The organism is Streptomyces sp. NPDC042346 (assembly GCF_055581845.1).
Map to the genome: position 1 here is coordinate 134,794 of NZ_JBVJEH010000003.1, position 18,510 is coordinate 153,303.

The 18,510-nt window shown below is 73.2% G+C and carries 13 protein-coding genes; 7 read left to right on the forward strand and 6 right to left on the reverse strand.

Annotation, left to right across the window (positions count from 1 at the left end):
- Positions 1-6: 6 nt before the first annotated feature.
- Positions 7-1,614, reverse strand: a complete 1,608-nt coding sequence (locus ACZ6K0_RS14340; protein WP_376405616.1) for a carboxyl transferase domain-containing protein — start codon at positions 1,612-1,614, stop codon at positions 7-9.
- Positions 1,615-1,701: 87 nt separating this feature from the next.
- Here ACZ6K0_RS14340 and ACZ6K0_RS14345 point away from each other — a divergent pair, with 87 nt between their 5' ends.
- Both ACZ6K0_RS14345 and ACZ6K0_RS14350 read left to right on the forward strand, forming a co-directional pair.
- Positions 1,702-2,289: an SACE_7040 family transcriptional regulator gene (locus tag ACZ6K0_RS14345; protein ID WP_376405618.1), complete on the forward strand. Its 588-nt coding sequence runs from the start codon at positions 1,702-1,704 to the stop codon at positions 2,287-2,289.
- 75 nt (positions 2,290-2,364) lie between these two features.
- The gene (locus ACZ6K0_RS14350; RefSeq protein WP_376405620.1) at positions 2,365-3,138 is read left to right on the forward strand and encodes a phosphatase; all 774 of its coding nucleotides are present in this window, start codon (positions 2,365-2,367) and stop codon (positions 3,136-3,138) included.
- Here the strand turns inward: ACZ6K0_RS14350 and ACZ6K0_RS14355 are convergent.
- From ACZ6K0_RS14355 to ACZ6K0_RS14370, 4 genes are all read right to left on the reverse strand, one after another.
- Positions 3,124-4,155 (reverse strand): cation diffusion facilitator family transporter, encoded by a 1,032-nt coding sequence (locus ACZ6K0_RS14355; protein ID WP_469233702.1) that lies wholly within the window; start codon positions 4,153-4,155, stop codon positions 3,124-3,126. The two genes, ACZ6K0_RS14350 and ACZ6K0_RS14355, sit on opposite strands and share 15 nt — an antisense overlap.
- 22 nt (positions 4,156-4,177) lie before the next feature.
- Entirely contained in the window at positions 4,178-5,047 is an 870-nt protein-coding gene (tesB, locus tag ACZ6K0_RS14360) for an acyl-CoA thioesterase II (protein WP_376405624.1), read from the reverse strand.
- A 5-nt stretch (positions 5,048-5,052) separates the two neighbouring features.
- A complete protein-coding gene (locus tag ACZ6K0_RS14365) occupies positions 5,053-6,210 on the reverse strand; it encodes an acyl-CoA dehydrogenase family protein (RefSeq protein WP_376405626.1) in 1,158 nt (385 codons plus the stop codon).
- 80 nt (positions 6,211-6,290) lie between these two features.
- Positions 6,291-7,511 (reverse strand): helix-turn-helix domain-containing protein, encoded by a 1,221-nt coding sequence (locus tag ACZ6K0_RS14370; RefSeq protein ID WP_469233700.1) that lies wholly within the window; start codon positions 7,509-7,511, stop codon positions 6,291-6,293.
- Positions 7,512-7,675: 164 nt separating this feature from the next.
- Here ACZ6K0_RS14370 and ACZ6K0_RS14375 point away from each other — a divergent pair, with 164 nt between their 5' ends.
- Positions 7,676-8,281 carry a hypothetical protein gene (locus tag ACZ6K0_RS14375; protein WP_469233698.1) on the forward strand — a complete coding sequence of 202 codons (606 nt, stop codon included), beginning with the start codon at positions 7,676-7,678 and terminating at the stop codon, positions 8,279-8,281.
- 93 nt (positions 8,282-8,374) lie between these two features.
- On the opposite strand, the gene ACZ6K0_RS14380 is transcribed toward ACZ6K0_RS14375, so the two are convergent.
- Positions 8,375-9,859: a PucR family transcriptional regulator gene (locus ACZ6K0_RS14380; RefSeq protein WP_469233830.1), complete on the reverse strand. Its 1,485-nt coding sequence runs from the start codon at positions 9,857-9,859 to the stop codon at positions 8,375-8,377.
- 186 nt (positions 9,860-10,045) lie between these two features.
- Between ACZ6K0_RS14380 and ACZ6K0_RS14385 the strand changes: the two genes are divergently transcribed.
- From ACZ6K0_RS14385 to ACZ6K0_RS14400, 4 genes are all read left to right on the forward strand, one after another.
- Positions 10,046-11,524, forward strand: a complete 1,479-nt coding sequence (locus ACZ6K0_RS14385; protein WP_376405632.1) for a sodium:solute symporter family protein — start codon at positions 10,046-10,048, stop codon at positions 11,522-11,524.
- A 63-nt stretch (positions 11,525-11,587) separates the two neighbouring features.
- On the forward strand, positions 11,588-12,565 hold the full coding sequence (speB, locus tag ACZ6K0_RS14390) for an agmatinase (RefSeq protein ID WP_376405634.1): 978 nt from the start codon (positions 11,588-11,590) through the stop codon (positions 12,563-12,565).
- A 100-nt stretch (positions 12,566-12,665) separates the two neighbouring features.
- On the forward strand, positions 12,666-14,348 hold the full coding sequence (locus tag ACZ6K0_RS14395; protein ID WP_469233695.1) for a thiamine pyrophosphate-binding protein: 1,683 nt from the start codon (positions 12,666-12,668) through the stop codon (positions 14,346-14,348).
- A gap of 210 nt (positions 14,349-14,558) precedes the next feature.
- Positions 14,559-18,296, forward strand: coding sequence for an ABC transporter ATP-binding protein (locus ACZ6K0_RS14400; protein ID WP_376405638.1), 3,738 nt, complete (start codon positions 14,559-14,561; stop codon positions 18,294-18,296).
- The last annotated feature ends 214 nt before the right edge of the window (positions 18,297-18,510 follow it).

Consider the following 18,510-nt stretch of genomic DNA (forward strand, 5'->3'; position numbering starts at 1 on the left):
AGCCCTTCACATCCGGAAGACGCCGAACTGGGGGTCACCCAGCGGCGCGTTGGCACAGGCGGTCAGGGCGAGGCCGAGGACCTGCCGGGTCTCCAGCGGGTCGATGACCCCGTCGTCCCAGAGCCGGGCGCTCGCGTAGTAGGCGCTGCCCTGGGTCTCGTACTGCTCGCGGATCGGAGCCTTGAAGGCCTCCTCGTCCTCCGCGCTCCACTCGTCGCCGAGCTGGTCCCGCTTGACCGTCGCGAGGACGGACGCGGCCTGCTCGCCGCCCATGACGGAGATCTTGGCGTTGGGCCACATCCACAGGAAGCGCGGCGAGTACGCCCGGCCGCACATCGAGTAGTTGCCCGCGCCGTACGAACCGCCGACGACGACCGTCAGCTTCGGGACCCGGGTGGTGGCCACGGCCGTGACCATCTTGGCGCCGTGCTTGGCGATGCCGCCGTGCTCGTACGCCTTGCCGACCATGAAGCCGGTGATGTTCTGGAGGAAGACGAGCGGGATCCCGCGCTGGTCGCACAGCTCGATGAAGTGCGCGCCCTTCTGGGCGGACTCGGCGAACAGGATGCCGTTGTTGGCGACGATCCCGACCGGGTGGCCGTGGATGCGGGCGAAGCCGGTGATCAGCGTCTGCCCGTACTCGGACTTGAACTCCTGGAAGCGGGAGCCGTCCACGACCCGGGCGATCACCTCGCGCACGTCGTACGGGGTGCGGGAGTCCACCGGCACCGCGCCGTACAGCCCGGCGGGGTCGACCTTCGGCTCCTCGGGCCGCTCGACCGACCAGGGGAGCGGGCCGCGCTCGGGGAGCGTCGCGACGATGTTCCGGACGATCCGCAGGGCGTGCGCGTCGTCCTCCGCGAGGTGGTCGGTGACGCCGGAGATCCGCGAGTGGACCTCGCCGCCGCCGAGCTCCTCCGCCGTGACGACCTCGCCGGTCGCCGCCTTCACCAGCGGCGGACCGCCCAGGAAGATCGTGCCCTGGTTCCGTACGATCACGGCCTCGTCGCTCATCGCCGGGACGTACGCGCCGCCCGCCGTGCACGAGCCGAGGACCGCCGCGATCTGCGGGATGCCGGCGCCCGACATCCGGGCCTGGTTGTAGAAGATCCGCCCGAAGTGCTCCCGGTCGGGGAAGACCTCGTCCTGCATGGGCAGGAACGCGCCGCCGGAGTCGACCAGGTAGAGGCAGGGGAGACGGTTCTCCAGCGCCACCTCCTGGGCGCGCAGGTGCTTCTTCACGGTCATCGGGTAGTACGTGCCGCCCTTGACCGTGGCGTCGTTCGCGACGATCACGCACTCGCGGCCCGAGACCCGGCCGATGCCGGCGATGACGCCGGCGGCCGGGGCCTGGTCGCCGTACATCCCGTTCGCCGCGAGCGGGGCCAGCTCCAGGAACGGAGAGCCCGGGTCGAGGAGCGTGTCCACGCGGTCCCGCGGCAGCAGCTTCCCGCGCGCCGTGTGCCGGGCGCGGGACTTCTCACCGCCCCCCAGCGCGGCGGCGGCGAGCTTGGCGCGCAGGGTCGCGGCCAGCTCGTGGTGCGCTGCCTCGTTGGCCTGCCAGGCCGCGGACGCGGGATCCGCCGCGCTCGTCAGCACAGGTGCCTGCTGCATCCCTCGAGCTCCCTTGCTCGGTTAATGAGCGTTAACGTATGCCGCTCAGGTTAACGACCGCTAACCGGGTTGTCTAGAATCGATCGCATGACCACGACCGCCAGGACCACCGCACCGACGCGACGCGAGCAGATCCTCAAAGAGGCCGCCCGCCTGTTCGCCGAGCGCGGCTTCCACGGCGTGGGCGTGGACGAGATAGGAGCGGCCGTCGGCATCAGCGGCCCCGGGCTCTACCGCCACTTCCCCGGCAAGGACGCGATGCTCGCCGAGCTGCTCGTCGGGATCAGCGAGCGGCTCCTCACCGGCGGGCGCATCCGGGTCGGCGAGACCACCGGCGACCCGGAGGCCGTCCTCGCCTCCCTCGTCGACGGGCACATCGACTTCGCCCTCGACGACCGGCCGCTGATCACGCTCCACGACCGGGAGCTCGACCGGCTCAAGGACGAGGACCGCAAGCGGGTGCGGCAGCTCCAGCGCCAGTACGTGGAGCTGTGGGTGCCGGTGGTGCGGGAGCTGTACCCGGCCGTCGGCGAGGCCGAGGTGCGGACCACCGTCCACGCCGTCTTCGGGCTCCTGAACTCGACCCCGCACCTGGCCGCACTCGGGCGCGAACCGATGGAGGCGCTGCTGCGCCGGCTGGCGCACGGGGCGTTCGGAGCGCTGGGGGCCGAGTAGGGCGCGACGGGGTCCGGGGTCCGTAGTCCGGGACGGGCTGCTCGTCACAGAGCGCACTCGGACAGAATGAACCCCATGCCGATACTCAGCCGCCCCGCCCTTGTCGAGCACCTCGTCCGCACCCGGATCGCCGGAGACGTGGCCACGCCGCGCGACAACAACCTGTCCCACTACAGAAAGCTCGCCAACGGCGACCGGCACTACTGGCTCGGTCTGGAGCTGGGCGACCGCTGGGCCGACGAGCAGGACGTGCTCGCCGTGATGGCCGAGCGGTGCGGGGTCGTCGACGACCCGGCCCACCGGACCGGCCAGGACACCATCGACCCCGAGCTGACCGTCGACGGCCTCGACCGGATGGCCGCCCGCCTCCGCAAGGCCGCCGCCGGCAAGGAGCGGGTCCTCTTCGCGACCGGTCACCCGGGCGCGCTCATCGACGTCCACAGCCGGGTCGCCGCCGCGCTGCGCGCCCAGGGCTGCGACATCGTCCGCATCCCCGGCGGGCTGATCGCCGACGAGGGGTACGTCGTGCAGTTCGCCGACGTCGCCGTCTTCGAGCGCGGTGCCACCCTCTGGCACACCCACTCCCCGGAGCCGATGAACGCGATCCTCGACGCGCTCGGCGAGGAGGGCCGTCCCGACCTGGTCATCGCGGACCACGGCTGGGCCGGGCGCGCGGGCCAGCGTGGCATCGACTCCGTCGGTTACGCGGACTGCAACGACCCCGCCCTCTTCATCGGGGAGGCCGAGGGCACGATGCAGGTCACGATCCCGCTCGACGACCACGTCGTCGACCCCCGCTTCTACGAGCCGATGACGGCGTACACGCTGGACGCCTCAGGCCTGCTCTGAGGGATCCGAGGGCCTGGCCCGGAGCTGGCCCAGGCCCGGCGTCGGGTCCAGGTACACCCGGCGGATCGACGGGAAGCGCTCGCGGAGCTGGGCCTCGGCGTCCTCGCAGGTCCATTCGATCTGTTCCGCCGAGGCCACGTCCCGGAAGTCGATCTTCGCGGCGATCAGGACCTCGGAGGGCCCCTGGATGAGGGTCGTCAGCTCGACGACGTCCACGATGTGCGGGACGGTGAGCAGTTCCTCGCGGACCGCGTCCCGCAGGGACCGGGGGAGCGGGCGGCCGATGAGGAGTTCGGCGTTGGAGCGGCCGAGGACCCAGGCCACGTACACGAGCAGGAAGCCGATGAGGATCGAGGCGACGCCGTCCCAGACGCCGGAGCCGGTGATCTGGCCGCCGAGGAGGCTGCCCGCCGCCAGCATCAGTCCGGCGAGGGCGGCGGAGTCCTCCATGACCACCGCCTTGACGGTGGTGTCCGCGGTGTACCGGAGGTAGCGGCCGAGCGGGGTCTTCATCCGCTCCGCCTCGGCCTGGACCTGCTTGATCCCGGTCCGCAGGGAGTAGCCCTCCAGGAGGAAGGCGACGCCGAGGACGATGTAGGAGACGAGCGGGTCGCCGAGCTCCTCGCCGTGGACGAGGGTGTGGATGCCGTCGTAGATGGAGAAGACCGCGCCGCCGACGAAGGTCGCGACGGCCGCCAGCATCGCCCACACGTACCGTTCGCCCGCGTATCCGACGGGATGCTCCTCGTCGGCCGGTTTGTCGCTCCGCTTGAGCGCGGTGAGCAGCATGCCCTCGGTGACGGTGTCGGCGACCGAGTGGGCCGCCTCCGACAGCATCGCGCTCGATCCGCTGATGATGCCGGCGACGGCCTTGGCGACGGCGATCCCGAGGTTCGCCGCCGCCGCCACGATCACCGTGACGGTGCTCTCGCCGTTCCCCGGGCTCTCGCCGGTGCCCGCGTGCTCGCCGTTTCCCGCGCGCTCGCCGGTCCCCGTGCTTTCGCCGTTATCCGCCATGACCGGACGGTATGTCCGATCATCAGCGCGGAACGCGAACGACACCCTCCTGGATGACGGAGATGGCCAGCTTCCCGTCCTGCGTCCAGATCCGGGCCTGGCCGAGTCCGCGTCCGCCGGAGGCGGAGGGCGACTCCTGGTCGTAGAGCAGCCATTCGTCGGCCCGGAAGGGCCGGTGGAACCACATGGCGTGGTCGAGGGAGGCCCCGACCACGTCCCCGACGGCCCAGCCGCCCCGCCCGTGCGCGAGCAGGACGGAGTCGAGCAGCGTCATGTCGGAGACGTACGTCGCCAGGCAGACGTGCAGCAGGTGGTCGTCGGCCAGCTTGCCGTTCGTACGGAACCACACCTGCGAGCGCGGCTCGCGCGGTTCCCCGACGGAGCCCCAGGGCGGGGTGTCGGCGTACCGCAGGTCCACCGCCGCCCGCGCCTCGACCAGCCGTTCCGCGACCTCCGCCGGCAGGTGCCGGGGAAGCATCTCGGCGGCCGTCGGCAGCGACTCCGGGTCCGGCGCGGCCGGCATGTCCGCCTGGTGGTCGAGCCCCTCCTCGTACGCCTGGAAGGAGGCGGAGAGGTGGAAGATCGGCTGGCCGTGCTGGACGGCGACGACCCGGCGGGTGGTGAAGGAGCGGCCGTCGCGGATGCGGTCGACCGTGTAGACGATCGGCGCGCCCGGGTCCCCGGGGCGCAGGAAGTACGCGTGCAGGGAGTGTGCGAGCCGGTCCTCGGGCACGGTGCGGCCCGCCGCCACCAGCGCCTGGGCGGCCACCTGGCCGCCGAAGACGCGGGGGACGAGCGCGGAGCGGGACTCCCCGCGGAAGATGTCCCGCTCGATCCGCTCCAGGTCGAGCAGATCGAGCAGGGCATCCAGTGCGTCGTGCGGTTCGGGCACCTGGACTACAGGCCCATCGACTTCGCGATGATCGACTTCATGATCTCGCTGGTGCCGCCGTAGATGCGGTTGACGCGGTTGTCGGCGTACAGGCGGGCGATCGGGTACTCGTTCATGTAGCCGTAGCCGCCGTGCAGCTGGAGGCAGCGGTCGATGACGCGGTGCGCGACCTCGGTGCAGAAGAGCTTGGCGCTCGCGGCCTCGGCCGGGGACAGCTCGCCGGCGTCCAGGGCCTCCAGGGCGCGGTCGGCGACGGCCTCGGCCGCGTCCACCTCGGCCTGGCAGGCGGCCAGCTCGAACTTGGTGTTCTGGAAGTGCGCGACCGGCTTGCCGAAGACGGTGCGGTCCTGCACGTAGTCCTTGGCGAAGCGGACGGCGGCCTTGGCCTGGGCGTAGGCGCCGAAGGCGATGCCCCAGCGCTCGGAGGCCAGGTTGTGGCCGAGGTAGGAGAAGCCCTTGCCCTCCTCGCCCATCAGGTCCTCGACCGGCACCTTGACGTCGACGAAGGCCAGCTCGGCCGTGTCGGAGGTGCGCAGGCCCAGCTTGTCCAGCTTGCGGCCGATGGAGTAGCCCTCGGACTTGGTGTCCACGGCGAAGAGGGAGATGCCGAAGCGGCGGTCCTCGGCCGACGGGGCGGACGTCCGGGCGCAGACGATCACGCGGTCGGCGTGGACGCCACCGGTGATGAAGGTCTTCGAGCCGTTGAGGACGTAGTGCGTGCCGTCCTCGGAGAGCTTGGCGGTGGTCTTCATGCCCGCGACGTCGGAGCCGGTGCCCGGCTCGGTCATCGCCAGCGCCCACATCTCCTCGCCGGTGACGAACTTCGGCAGGTAGCGCTTCTTCTGCTCGTCGGTGGAGAGCATCTTGATGTAGGGGAGGGCGAGCAGCACGTGCACGCCGGAGCCGCCGAAGGCCACGCCCGCGCGCGAGGTCTCCTCGTACAGGACGGCCTCGAACTTGTGGGTGTCCAGGCCCGCGCCGCCGAACTCCTCGGGCACGTTGATGCCGAAGATGCCCAGCTCGCCGAGCTTGTCGTAGAACTCGCGCGGCGCCTGGCCCGCCGCGAACCACTCGTCGTAGACGGGGACGACCTCGGCCTCGATGAAGGCGCGGATGGTCTCCCGGAACGCCTCGTGGTCCTCGTTGAATACGGTACGGCGCACGGTGCGACTCCTCCGGTGTGCGGGCGGGCCCAGTTGTCTAAGCGCTTGCTCAGTCTGTCGTCAACGAAGTTACCCAGCGGTCACCCACCCTGTCCAGACTCCTCGCCTGTGATCCAGGCCCGCCCCACGGAGTCGTACCCGTACACGGGCCGCCCCTTCGCCCCGCTCGTCCGAAAGGGTGCGCCGTCCTCGTCCCCGATCCGGACCGTGCCCCGGCGCCCCTCCGAGCTCCACTCCAGCTCCAGGTACCAGCGGCAGTCGCACCCCGCCGCCCCCGCCGAGACCAGCAGCTCCTCCGGCTCGGCGGCGCTGACCGCGTACGGGAAGGAGACCGCCGGGAGCGTCCGGCCCTCCTCCCCGGAGGCGTCGTACCCGTCCAGCGCCCGCGCCACCGGCCGCGGCCGGTCCAGGTCCACCTCGAAGAGGCGCGGCGTCACCGCCCCGCCGCACCCGTCGTCCATCCGGTACGCCGCCCACGGCAGCGGCGCGCCCCGCTCCACCACCCGCACGTGCAGCGCCTGGAGCACCACCGCCGCCGCGCCCTTCCCCTGCACCGACACCCGCACCAGGGTCTCCCCGCCGTGCACGGCCCCCCGCGCCGCCGCCCAGCTCCGCGCGTCGGCCGCCTCCGGCGGGGGAGGGGGCGTCCGCTCCACGAGGTAGGTGTGCCCGCACCCGTTCTTCCAGAGGTGCGAGGCGACCGTCCACGTCAGCGGCGCCGGTGGTTCGGCGGCCCGCTCCGGGGTCTTCCCGGGCAGGAGTACGGCTCCGAGCGTCACCGTCCCCACGACCGCCAGCGCCCCGCCGACCACGCCCACCCACCCCCACCGGCGCCTCCGCCGCTCGGACGGGAGGCCCGGCACGCGCGCGTGCACGGGTTCCAGCTCGGGCCCGGGCGCAGGCTCGGGGTCCGGGTCGGGCGCAGGCTCCGGGGCCGGGTCGGACTCCGGCGCCGGGTCGGACTCCGGCTCCGCGGCCGGCTCGGGCTCCGGTGCCGGCTTCGGTTCCGGGCCGGGCGCGGGCTCCGCGTCGGGCTCCGGCACCGGAGGGCGACGGGTGCGGTCCGCGCGGCCCCAGGCCACCTCCAGGGCCCGCCGCTCCTCCTCGCCCGCCCCGCACAGCAGGGCGAGGCGGTCGACCACGGCGAACTCCTCCGGGACGGTCGCGCCCGAGCAGTAGCGGTGGAGGGTGGACGCGCCGACGCTCAGGCGCCGGCCCAGCGCCTCGTAACTGCGCCCGTCCCGCGCCTTCAGCGCGCGCACGAGCCGCGCGAACTCCTCGACGGCGGCGTCCTTCGGCATTCCATCCCCCTCGCCCCTGCGTCCCACGCTTTATGTCCTTGCACGTCAGCGGGGGTGGGATGGTTCCGGGACGGGTGGAGGGCGCGCCACCGTTGCCCGGGGCGGGCGGGGCCCCGACGCTGGTGGAAGCACTGACCGAACGACCCGACGGGGGATTCACCACCATGAACAAGCTCCGTACCGCACTCGCCGCCACCGCCGCTGCCGCCCTGGGCCTCGCCGCCCTCGCCACGGGCCCGGCGCAGGCCGCCGCCCAGCCCGCCTTCCTCGCCGCCTCCCAGATGCCGCCGTCGTCGACGCCGTGGACCGCCACCCAGGTCTTCACCGGCGTCCCGGAGAACGGCGGCGCCCTCTGCGCCCCGTACAAGATCCCGGCGCAGAACACCCGCTACCGCGAGTTCAGCACCGAGCTCGACACCAACGGCGTCCAGATCACCACCGTCGCCCGCACCGAGGCCGACGCCGTGAAGCTGGTCGACACCCTCCGCAAGGCCCTCGCCGGCTGCGGGCCCCTGCTGGAGCGGCAGAACCCGGGCCTCCACGCCGTCAGCGCCTCCCACGGCAAGCTCGCCGTCGAGGAGGGCGCCTGGGTCTACAGCCTGGACACCGCCGACCCGCAGATCGGCATCACCGACATCCACCTCTTCTCCGTCGGCCGCGACGGCCGCACCGTCACCCTCGTCCGCTGGGGTCAGATGGGCGACTTCAAGGACGCCCCGCTGACCGCCTTCCGCACGACGACGAAGACCGCCGTCAACAAGCTCTACTGACCCGGGGGCTCCCCCAAGGGCTCACCACGGCTCCGCGGCGGCGAGGCCGGAACCCGGGCGCGCCGCTGTCGTGCCCGCGGATCCGGTTCCGGGCTACACCGTGCCGAGGGCGAACCACAGCTCCATCCGGACGTCCGGGTCGTCCAGGTCCCGCTCCAGGAGCGCGGCGCAGCGGGTGATCCGCTGCCGGACGGTGTTGCGGTGGATGTCCATCGCCGCCGCCGTCCGGTCCCAGCTGCCGTGCAGGGACAGCCAGACGCGCAGGGTCTCTCCGAGCGGTTCCGTCAGAGGGGCGAGCAGCGCGCGGGCGTGGGCGGCGGCCTCGTCCGGGTCCACCAGGGCGGCGATGCCACCCGGGCGGTGCCGGGCCAGGGGCGTCCGGGTGGCCTCCGCCCGGCGCAGGGCCCGGGCCGCCTGCGCGTCGGCGGCGGCGAGCTCCGCCGCCTCGGCGGGCGCACCGACCCCGAGGGTCCAGCCGGGCTGGACGGTCACGGGGGCGGAGGCGGGCAGCAGCAGTCGCACGGTCACGGGGGTGCCGTGGGAAGGGCCGCTGCCCGCCTCCTCCGACGGGGCGGCCTCCACCAGCGGTGTGCCCAGGGCCGCCGCGAGCGCCGTCGCCGCGAACGGGGTGCCGTCGCCGCCGCGGGCGTGGACCACCGTCCAGGGCCCCGCGCCCAGCGCCCCCGCGACCTCCTCCGGGGCCGCGCCCAGGAGGAGCCGCACCAGGGCCCCGTCCCGTACCGTCACGTCCGCGCCCCGGTGCGGGGCCGTCAGGAGCGACAGCAGCACCACGGCGACGCCCGCGATCGTGTGGTCGCCGGGATCGCGCCGCTCCGCCGCCACCCCGAGCGTCAGCCCGTCCCCGCCGCCCAGCGCGTACGCGGCGAGCCGGAGTCCGCCGCCGTCCCCGCTCGCCGAGGCGGGACCGCCGGGTCGCGGCCCGAGGACCCCCACCAGCCCGCGCAGCGCCCGCGCCGCCTCGTCCGGGATCGCCCGGCCCGCCGCCGTCGACTCCGTACCGTCCGCCCCGAACAGCACCGCCCGCCCGCCCAGCCGGGACGCCAGCGCGCCGAGCACCGCCGGGACCGGGGCGGGCCGGGCCGCGGCCGTCGCCAGGGACTGCTGCGCCTCCGTCACCCGGCGCAGCTCGTGCAGCCGGGCCTCCGCCATGAGCCGCCACAGCGCCCGGGCCACCGCCGTGAACGGGGTCTTCGGCGGCACCTCGACCAGCGGGAGGCCGTGCCGGGCGCAGGCCTCGACGAGCTCCGCCGGGACCGTGTCGTAGACGGGCGTCACCCCGAAACCGAGCGCCGCCGCCCCCGCCTCCACCACGCGGGAGACGTAGTGCGCCGGGTCGGTGAGCAGGACGCCGGCCGTCATGAGCAGCTCGCCGCCGAGGAGGTACGGATACGGGTCGGCCATCTCCGAGGTGTGCACCCAGTGGAGCGGGACGTCCTCGGACCCGGTGAGCAGCCGGAGCCCGAGGTCCCGGCGGGCGAGCAGCGCGGCCAGCGGGACCGGTGGCGCCGGGGGAGTGGAGGCCGGATCCACAGGGGGCGTGGGAGTCGTCGGGGGCATGGACGTCATGGGCCTTTCGTACATCCCCCGCCCGGACAGTGGAGGAAACGTACACTTCTTCGTCGCATTCCGGCCACCTACTGTCGTGACATCCCAGAGCCGCGGGTACGGGCGGATGTCCCCGCGATCAGCACCTGGGTCATTCCCCCGCACGACACGCCACCGAGGTTCGCGAAGGAGGGCCGCATGGCCGTCGACTACACAGTGATCGCCCTGTATCTGGCCGGCATGCTGGCGATGGGCTGGTGGGGCATGCGCCGCGCCAAGTCCAAGAGCGAGTTCCTGGTCGCGGGCCGCCGCCTCGGGCCCTGGATGTACTCCGGGACGATGGCCGCCATCGTCCTCGGCGGCGCCTCCACCATCGGCGGTGTCGGGCTCGGCTACAAGTACGGCCTCTCGGGCGCCTGGATGGTCTTCGCCATCGGCCTCGGCCTGCTCGCCCTCTCCGTCTTCTTCTCCGCCCGGATCGCGCGGCTGAAGGTCTACACCGTCTCCGAGATGCTCGACCTGCGCTACGGCGGCCGGGCCGGCGTCATCTCGGGCGTCGTCATGTGGGCGTACACGCTGATGCTCGCGGTCACCTCGACCATCGCCTACGCCACGATCTTCGACGTCCTCTTCGACCTCCCCCGGACGCTCGCGATCATCCTCGGCGGCACCATCGTCGTCGCCTACTCGACGCTCGGCGGCATGTGGTCGATCACCATCACCGACATGGTCCAGTTCGTGGTGAAGACCATCGGCGTGCTGCTCCTGCTCCTGCCGATCGCCGTCGTCAAGGCCGGCGGCTTCGCCGAGATGAAGGCCGCGCTGCCCACCTCGTACTTCGAGCCCCTCGGCATCGGCGGCGAGACGATCTTCACGTACGTGCTGATCTACACCTTCGGCATGCTCATCGGCCAGGACATCTGGCAGCGGGTCTTCACCGCCCGCACCGACAAGGTCGCCAAGTGGGGCGGCACCGTCGCCGGCACCTACTGTCTGCTGTACGCGCTGGCCGGCGCCGTCATCGGGACCGCGGCCAAGGTGCTCTACCCGAACCTGCCCAGCGCCGACGACGCCTTCGCCACCATCGTCAAGGACGAGCTGCCGATGGGCGTCCGGGGCCTCGTCCTCGCCGCCGCGCTCGCCGCCGTCATGTCCACCTCCTCGGGCGCGCTCATCGCCTGCGCCACCGTCGCCAACAACGACATCTGGTCGCGGCTGCGCGGCACCGCGACCGCGGACAAGGACGACCACGACGAAGTGAAGGGCAACCGCCTCTTCATCCTGATCATGGGCGTCGCGGTCATCGTCATCGCCATCGCCCTGAACGACGTCGTGCAGGCCCTCACCGTCGCCTACAACCTGCTGGTCGGCGGGCTCCTCGTGCCGATCCTCGGCGGCCTGCTCTGGCGCCGCGGCACCGTCCAGGGCGCCCTCGCGGCGGTCACCGTCGGCGGTCTCGCCGTCATTGGCCTGATGTGGACTTACGGAATCCTGGCAAATGAGCCTGTTTACTATGGTTTGTTGGCCTCGCTCGCCGCGTATGTGATCGTTTCCCTGGCGACCCGCCCGACGGACGCGGCCGTGCTCGCGAACTGGCGAGCCCGGCTCGCGGGCCAGGACACCACCGGAGCACCCGAGCCGGAGGCCGGGCCCGTCCCGGTGGCCGCGACCGGCTGAACCACCCGCACCACCGGACGAGACCCGTCCGGACGACACCCGCCACACCCAGGAGGACCCGCCATGAGCAGCAGCGACCAGAACACCCCGCGCGGCCCGATCGACTCGTCCCGCACGCCGCGGTACGCCGGTCCCGCGACGTTCGCCCGGCTGCCGCGACTCGACGAGGTCGGCACCACCGACATCGCCGTGGTCGGCGTCCCCTTCGACAGCGGCGTCTCCTACCGCCCCGGCGCCCGCTTCGGCGGCAACGCCATCCGCGAGGCCTCCCGCCTCCTGCGCCCCTACAACCCGGCGCAGGACGCCTCCCCCTTCGCCCTCGCCCAGGTCGCGGACGCCGGTGACATCGCCGCCAACCCGTTCAACATCAACGAGGCCGTCGAGACCATCGAGGCCGCCGCCGACGACCTCCTCGGCACCGGCGCCCGCATGATGACCCTCGGCGGCGACCACACCATCGCGCTGCCGCTGCTGCGCTCCGTCGCCAAGAAGCACGGCCCCGTCGCCCTGCTCCACTTCGACGCGCACCTCGACACCTGGGACACGTACTTCGGCGCCGAGTACACCCACGGCACGCCGTTCCGCCGGGCCGTCGAGGAAGGCATCCTCGACACCGAGGCGCTCTCCCACGTCGGCACCCGCGGCCCCCTCTACGGCAAGCAGGACCTCACCGACGACGAGAAGATGGGCTTCGGCATCGTCACCTCGGCCGACATCTACCGCCGCGGCGCCGACGAGGTCGCCGACCAGCTCCGCCAGCGCATCGGCAACCGCCCGCTGTACATCTCCATCGACATCGACTGCCTCGACCCGGCCCACGCGCCCGGCACCGGCACCCCCGAGGCCGGCGGCATGACCTCCCGCGAGCTCCTGGAGATCCTCCGCGGCCTCTCCTCCTGCAACCTGGTCTCCGCCGACGTCGTCGAGGTCGCCCCGGCCTACGACCACGCCGAGATCACCGCGGTCGCCGCGTCGCACACGGCGTACGAACTCACGACGATCATGTCCCGCCAGATCGCGGCGAGCCGCGAAGCGAAGTAACGTCCCGCCCGGCCCGGCGCCCGCCGACGGCAGGCGCCGGGCCGGGCCGCCGGGCCGCACCGCACCGACCACGCCACGCCACGCCGCAAGGGGACCGTCCATGACCCACGACCACGACCTGGTCCTGCGCCCGACCGCCGCGCAGACCGAGGCCGCGCTCAACCCGCCCGCCGGGCGCAACGGCGGCGACCTCGTCGTCGAGACCCTCACCGGCCTCGGCGCGACCACCGTCTTCGGCCTCCCCGGCCAGCACGCGCTCGGCATGTTCGACGCCCTGCGCCGCTCCGCCCTGCGGTACGTCGGCCTCCGCGTCGAGAACAACGCCGGCTTCGCCGCCGACGCCTACGGCCGGATCACCGGCGAGGCCGCCCCGCTGCTGCTCTCCACCGGACCCGGCGCGCTCATGTCGCTCGCCGCGCTCCAGGAGGCCGCCGCCGCGTCCGCCCCGGTCCTCGCGATCGGCAGCCAGATCCCGGTCGCCGGGCTCGGCGGCGGCCGGCACGGCTACCTCCACGAGCTGCGCGACCAGCAGGCCTCCTTCCGGGACGTCGTGAAGTCCGTCCACACGGTCCGTACGCAGTCCCAGATCCCGTCCGCGATCGCCGCGGCCTGGGAATCGGCGCTCACCGCCCCGCACGGGCCCGTCTGGGTCGAGATCCCGCAGGACGTGCTCCTCGCCGAGACGACCCTGCCGGTCGTGACGGCGATGGACGCGACCCCCGAGGACGTCGTCCCGCGCCCCGAGCTCACCGCCGTCGCGGCCGACCTGCTGGCGAAGGCCGCCCGGCCCGTGATCATCGCGGGCGGCGGAGTCGTACGCTCCGACGCGGCCGGCAAGCTCCTCGCGCTCGCCGAGCGGATCGACGCGCCCGTCGTCACCACCTTCGGCGGCAAGGGCGCCTTCCCCTGGGAGCACCCGCTCTCGCTCCAGTCCTGGCTGGAGGACCGGCACACCACCGACTTCCTGGAGGACGCCGACGTCCTCCTCGTCGTCGGCTCGGGCCTCGGCGAGCTGTCCTCGAACTACCACACCTTCGCCCCGCGCGGCCGGGTGATCCAGATCGAGGCCGACGCGGGCAAGCTGGAGTCGAACCACCCGGCGCTCGGCATCCACGCGGACGCCCGGCTCGCCCTCCAGGCGCTCCTGGAGACGGTCGACGAGCGCACGGACCCGACCGCCCCCGAGCGGGTCTCGGCCGTCCTGGCCAAGGTGCGGGACCGGATCGCCGCCCAGGACCTCGGTCTGGAGCAGCGGATCGTCGCCGCGGTGCGCGAGGCGCTCCCGGACCGGGCCCCCAGCTTCTGGGACATGACGATCCTCGCGTACTGGGCGTGGTCGGCCTTCGACGCCCGGCACCCGAACACCATGCACTCCGCCCAGGGCGCCGGCGGCCTCGGCTACGGCTTCCCCGCCGCCCTCGGCGCGGCCGCCGCGGACTCCTCGCAGCCGGTCCTCGCGGTCTCCGGCGACGGCGGCGCGATGTACTCGATCGCGGAGCTGGCCACGGCGAAGCAGTACGACCTCGACGTGACCTGGCTGATCGTCGACGACGGCGGCTACGGCATCCTGCGCGAGTACATGACGGGCGCGTTCGGCGAGGCCACGGGCACCGAGCTCACCCGCCCGGACTTCGTCGCCCTCGCCGAGTCCTTCGGCGTCCCGGCGGCGACGACGACCCCGGAAACGCTGACGACCGACCTGACGAAGGCCCTGGCGACCCCGGGCCCGTCGGTGGTCGTGCTCCCGGCCCTCCTGAGGATGTTCGAACCGACGCACCTCTGACCGACGTCCCGCCCGAACCGCCCCGCCGCCCTCGCCCGGGTGGCGGGGCGGCGGCGTTCCCGGCCCGTCCCCGTCCCCGGATGCTGCTCGCTCCGTCGTCCCTCGGTGCGACTCATTCCCTATCACTCGCTCGGTTTGTTGCAGCGGGATGAAATCGCAGCCCAGGCGTGTTGGGCCTTCCGGTAGAGCAGGACGAACGGGAGGCCACTCGTGGCGGCGGTCGGGCAGAAACAGGCGGGCGAGCGGCAGCAGGGATGGGCGCGCAGGCTGGCCGGGTACGCGTGGCACTACAAGGCCAACGTGGTGCTCGCGCTCGGCTCGTCGCTCGTCGGCATGGCCGTGCTCGCCCTCGTACCGCTCGTCACCAAGGTGATCATCGACGACGTCGTCGGGACGAAGACCCGGGACCTCGGCGTCTGGACCGGGCTCCTCATAGGCGCCGCCGTCCTCGTGTACGTCCTCACGTACGTCCGCCGCTACTACGGCGGCCGTCTCGCCCTCGACGTCCAGCACGACCTCCGTACCGACATGTACGGGACCATCACCCGGCTCGACGGGCGGCGGCAGGACGAGCTGTCCACCGGGCAGGTCGTCGGGCGGGCCACCAGCGACCTGCAACTCATCCAGGGCCTTCTCTTCATGCTCCCGATGACGATCGGGAACGTCCTGCTCTTCGTCATCTCGCTGGCCGTCATGGCCTGGCTCTCCCTCCCCCTCACGCTCGTCGCGCTCGCCGTCGCCCCCGCCCTCTGGTTCATCGCCAAGCGCAGCCGCACCCGCCTCCACCCCGCCACCTGGCACGCGCAGCAGCAGGCCGCGGTCGTCGCGGGCGTCGTCGACGGGTCCGTGACCGGCGTCCGGGTCGTCAAGGGCTTCGGCCAGGAGGACCAGGAGACCGGCAAGATCCGGGAGGCCGGGCGCAAGCTCTTCGCCGGCCGGCTGCGCACGATCAGGCTGAACTCGAAGTACACCCCCGCCCTCCAGGCCGTGCCCGCCCTCGGCCAGGTCGCCGTCCTCGCCCTCGGCGGCTGGCTCGCCTACAAGGGCCAGATCACCCTCGGCACCTTCGTCGCCTTCTCCGCCTACCTGGCGTCCCTCGTCGGCCCGGTCCGGATGCTCGCCATGGTCCTCACCGTCGGCCAGCAGGCCCGCGCGGGCGTCGAGCGGGTCCTCGACCTCGTCGACACCGAGCCGGTGATCCAGGACGGCACGAAGGAGCTCCCGGCCGACGCGCCGGCCACCGTCGAGTTCGACGACGTCTCCTTCTCGTACCAGGACGGGCGCCCCGTCCTCGACGGCTTCTCCCTGGACATCCGCTCCGGCGAGACCGTCGCCGTCGTCGGCGCCTCCGGCTCCGGCAAGTCCACCGTCTCGCTCCTCCTGCCCCGCTTCTACGACGTCACCCACGGCGCGGTCCTCGTCGGCGGCCACGACGTCCGCGAGCTCACCCTCGACTCCCTGCGGGCCGCGATCGGCCTCGTCCCCGAGGACTCGTTCCTCTTCTCCGACACGGTCCGCGCCAACATCGCGTACGGCGCCCCGGACGCCACCCAGGAGCAGATCGAGACCGCCGCCCGCGCCGCCCAGGCCGACCGGTTCATCGCCGAGCTGCCCGAGGGGTACGACACCAAGGTCGGCGAGCACGGCCTCACCCTCTCCGGCGGCCAGCGCCAGCGCGTCGCGCTCGCCCGCGCGATCCTCATGGACCCCCGGCTCCTCCTCCTCGACGACGCCACCTCCGCCGTCGACGCCAAGGTCGAGCACGAGATCCACGAGGCCCTGAAGGCGGTCATGGCGGGCCGTACGACCCTGCTCATCGCCCACCGCCGCTCCACCCTCGGCCTCGCCGACCGCATCGCCGTCCTCGACGACGGCCGGCTCTCCGACATCGGCACCCACGAGGAGCTGGAGGAGCGCTCCGCGCTCTACCGCCGTCTCCTCACCGACCCCGACGAGCTCGGCGCCGTCTCGCCCGGGCACGTGACCCCGGCCGAGCTCCCCGAGGACGCCACGCTGCGGGCCGAGCTCGACGCCGAGTTCGACGCGGAGCGCGGCATCACCCCGGCCCTGTGGGTACGGGACGGCCGCGCCGACGAGGAGAGCCCGGCCCCCGGAGCCACCCCCGAGCTGCTCGCCGCCGTCGAGGCCCTGCCGCCCGCCACCGACACCCCCGGGATCGACGAGGCCCGCGCGGTCTCCCCGGAGGACGCGTACGGCCTGCGCCGGCTGCTCCGCGGCTTCGGCGTCCCGCTGCTCATCAGCCTCGGCCTGGTCGCCCTCGACGCGGGCGCCGGCCTGCTGCTGCCGGTCCTGATCCGGCACGGCATCGACGAGGGCGTGAACCGGCTCGCGATCGGCGCCGTCTGGGCGGCCTCCGCGCTCGCCCTGGTCACCGTGCTCGTGCAGTGGGTCGCGCAGACCGCCGAGACCCGGATGACGGGCCGCACCGGCGAGCGGGTCCTCTACGCCCTGCGCCTGAAGATCTTCGCCCAGCTCCAGCGCCTCGGCCTGGACTACTACGAGCGCGAGCTCACCGGCCGGATCATGACCCGCATGACCACGGACGTGGACGCGCTCTCCACGTTCCTGCAGACGGGTCTGGTCACCGCCTTCGTCTCGGTCGTGACCTTCTTCGGGATCATGGTCGCGCTGCTCGTGCTCGACCTCCAGCTGGCCCTGGTCGTCTTCGCGACCCTGCCGGTCCTCGCCGTCGCCACGTACTTCTTCCGCCGGTCGAGCGTGAAGGCGTACGAGCTGGCGCGCGAGCGGATCAGCGTCGTCAACGCCGACCTCCAGGAGTCGGTCGTCGGGCTGCGGATCGTGCAGGCCTTCCGCCGCGAGCGCTCGGGCGCGGAGCGGTTCGCCGCCCGCAGCGACGAGTACCGCGAGGCGCGCGTCCGCGGCCAGTGGCTGATCTCGATCTACTTCCCGTTCGTGACGCTGCTGTCCTCGGTGGCCGCCGCGGGCGTCATGATCGTCGGCGCGAACCGTATCGACGGCGGCACCCTCACCACCGGCGCGCTCGTCGCCTACCTCCTCTACATCGACCTCTTCTTCGCCCCCGTGCAGCAGCTCTCGCAGGTCTTCGACGGCTACCAGCAGGCCGCCGTCTCGCTGAAGCGGATGCAGGAGCTGCTCCAGGAGCCGACGTCGACGGCCGCCGCCGACGCGCCCCGGGACGTGCGGTCGCTGCGCGGCGAGATCGCGTTCGAGGACGTGTCCTTCGCGTACGGGGGCGAGGAAGAGGCCCTCACCGGCATCGACCTGCGCATCCCGGCCGGGCAGACCGTCGCCTTCGTCGGCGAGACCGGCGCGGGCAAGTCGACCCTGGTCAAGCTGGTCGCGCGGTTCTACGACCCGACGGGCGGCCGGGTCACCGCCGACGGCACCGACCTGCGGGACCTGGACCTCACCGCGTACCGCCACCGGCTCGGGGTCGTCCCCCAGGAGGCGTACCTCTTCCCCGGGACGGTCCGCGACGCCATCGCCTACGGCCGCCCCGAGGCGACCGACGCGGAGGTCGAGGCGGCGGCCCGCGCGGTCGGCGCGCACGACATGATCGCCACGCTCGACGGCGGCTACCTCCACGAGGTCGCCGAGCGGGGCCGCAACCTCTCCGCCGGCCAGCGCCAGCTCATCGCGCTCGCCCGCGCCGAGCTCGTCGACCCGGACGTCCTGCTCCTCGACGAGGCCACGGCCGCCCTCGACCTGGCCACCGAGGCCCAGGTCAACCAGGCCACCGACCGGCTCGCGGGCCGCCGGACGACGCTCGTCGTCGCCCACCGCCTGACCACGGCGGCCCGCGCGGACCGGGTGGTCGTGATGGACCACGGCCGGGTCGCCGAGGACGGCACCCACGACGAACTGCTCGCCCTGGGCGGCCGGTACGCGTCGCTGTGGAGCGCCTTCATCGGGGAGGCGGAGGAACCGGAGCCCGAGCGGGTGTGAGCACGGGCGGGCGGGCGCGGGTGAGTACGGGCGGGCGTGCGGGTGTGAGCACCGGCGGACGGGCGGGTGTGAGTACGGGTAGGCGTGCGGCGGGCGTGCGCGGGTGAGTGCGGGCCGTCCGCCCGGCTGAGTATCCGAGCGGATTCCCGTCCTCCGCCCCGCAGGCTTGGACGAGGGCATGCGCCCCGACCCCCGCCCCCGCGCCGAGGCCGTC